Genomic DNA, 2183 nt, shown 5'->3' with positions numbered 1-2183 from the left:
GTGATCTGTACAGGGCTGCAGTTGTCTGTCGCAGTTGCTACACCATTGGCAGCCGTACCCTTGTCCGCTTCGCAACTCAAGGTTACGCTAGAAGGACAAGTGATCACAGGATTGGTGATGTCTTGTACGGTGATCGTTTGTACACAGCTGCTGCTGTTGCCACAAACATCCGTTGCCGTCCATGTCCTTGTGATCGTATAGTTATAGAATCCGGCAATATTAGGATCAGTGCTCTTCGTGCTGGCATCGCTGAACGTGATAGCCGGCGTTGAACAATTGTCTGTTGCAGTGGCAGAACCCGTTGCTGCAGGACTATTATCATCCTGGCAGTTCACTGTTACATCTGCAGGGCAAGAGATCACAGGTGCTTTGGTATCACGAACTGTCACTACCTGGGTAGCACTGCTGCTATTGCCATGAATATCCGTTACACTCCATGTTCTGGTTAATGTATAATTGCCTGAACAGTTGCCATCGGCTTTTGTCTCACTGTATTGAACAGCTCCTGCACCGCAATTGTCTGTCGCAGTTACATTGGCTGCAGCAGGAATCGCATCACACTCAACCGTTGCATTGGCAGGTACACCCACCAATACTGGCTTCTCATTGTCAACCACTGTAACCGTAAACGTACAACTGGACGATCCAACCGCATTGGTAGCTGTAGCAGTAACAGTTGTTGTTCCTACATTAAAGAAGCTACCAGGCTGAACACTATAGGTGATCGTTGAAGCAGGAATCGCAGTTGTCTCTGTCGCTGCAAAGCTCACATTCGTCCCACACTGACCTGCAGTATTGTCTACGACAATATTAGCAGGACAAACAATCTGTGGTGCTACACCAGTAACGGTAACAGTGAACGAACATTCTGCTGTTAATCCTGCAGCATCTGTAACCCTATGTGTAACCGTCGTCGTTCCAATCGGGAAGGTTGAACCACTGGCGGGGCCCGCTATTCTCGCAGTCGTTGCACCAGCGCAATTGTCCGTTCCAACAGGTGCTGTATAATTTACAACCGCTCCCGCAGCACTTGTCGCAATTACATTGATGTTCGCAGGACAAGAAATCGTTGGCGCTTGCGCATCCACTACCGTAACATTAAAGCTACAAGTGGAAGTGTTTCCTGCCGCATCCCTTGCTTCGAAAGTATTCGTCGTCGTTCCAACAGGGAAGACTGAACCACTAGGCAAGCCTGAAATTTGAGTAATCACAACAGGCCCTGAACAATTATCACTAACCGTGAAGCCTGACGAACTATTGTTTAATTCAAATTCAAGTATCATTGTTTGGGACGTTGCACCGCAATTAGAAGTGCCGCCAAGCCCACCCCAGTTACTATTTCCGATGTCCGGACGCATTACCATTTTGTTAGTACAACCACAGAAGATCGGCTCATCAATTCTTACTTCAATACCTTGTCCTGCTGACACGCAAGTATTCAAATTACATCCTTTACCTACATACCATGTATGCACACCATCATTCACAGAACCAGCTGTGCCTGTGTTGATCAAGTTGGCTAACTGTGCTACTAATGAAGGGTTGGTCATGCTGATTCCAGTAGGATTCAATGATCCTTTCATAGTCACCTTTGCATAAGTATTGGGCGTTAGCTGGCTACGGAAGTTGGTCCATGCCTGGCAAACAGCGTTAGAAGGTGTCTGGCCCTGTACAAAACTCTGATTGAATACAATAGAATTCAATGGCAGGTAATTTACCCTAGCGCCACATACACCCGCATCATTGTTTACGATAACAGGTGCTGGGCAACTAATCGTTGGTGCCTGGATATCCCTCACAGTAACCGTGAATGAACAACTGGACGATCCAACCGCATTGGTAGCTGTAGCAGTAACTGTTGTTGTTCCTACATTAAAGAAGCTACCTGGCTGAACACTGTAAGTGATCGTTGAAGCAGGGATCGCAGTTGTCTCTGTTGCTGCAAAGCTCACGTTCGCTCCACACTGACCTATAGTATTGTCTACGACAATATTAGCAGGACAAACAATCTGTGGTGCTACACCAGTAACGGTAACAGTGAATGAACATTCTGCTGTTAATCCTGCAGCATCTGTAACCCTATGTGTTACCGTAGTCGTTCCAATCGGGAAGGTTGAACCACTGGCAGGGCCCGCTATTCTCGCAGTTGCTGCACCAGCGCAATTGTCCGTTCCAACAGGTGC

1 protein-coding gene is annotated in these 2183 nt (G+C 47.4%); it reads right to left on the bottom strand.

Going from position 1 to position 2183, the window contains the following annotated elements; translation table 11 throughout:
* Positions 1–2183, bottom strand: a 2183-nt coding sequence (locus QUA04_RS29385) for an HYR domain-containing protein (protein WP_445242398.1), incomplete at both ends; no start/stop codon positions are given.

The organism is Microcoleus sp. S13_C5 (genome assembly GCF_036700845.1).
GTDB lineage: Bacteria > Cyanobacteriota > Cyanobacteriia > Cyanobacteriales > Microcoleaceae > Microcoleus.
The sequence above is the reverse complement of the archived record's forward strand: the minus strand, read 5'-3'. Positions and strand labels throughout refer to the sequence as shown.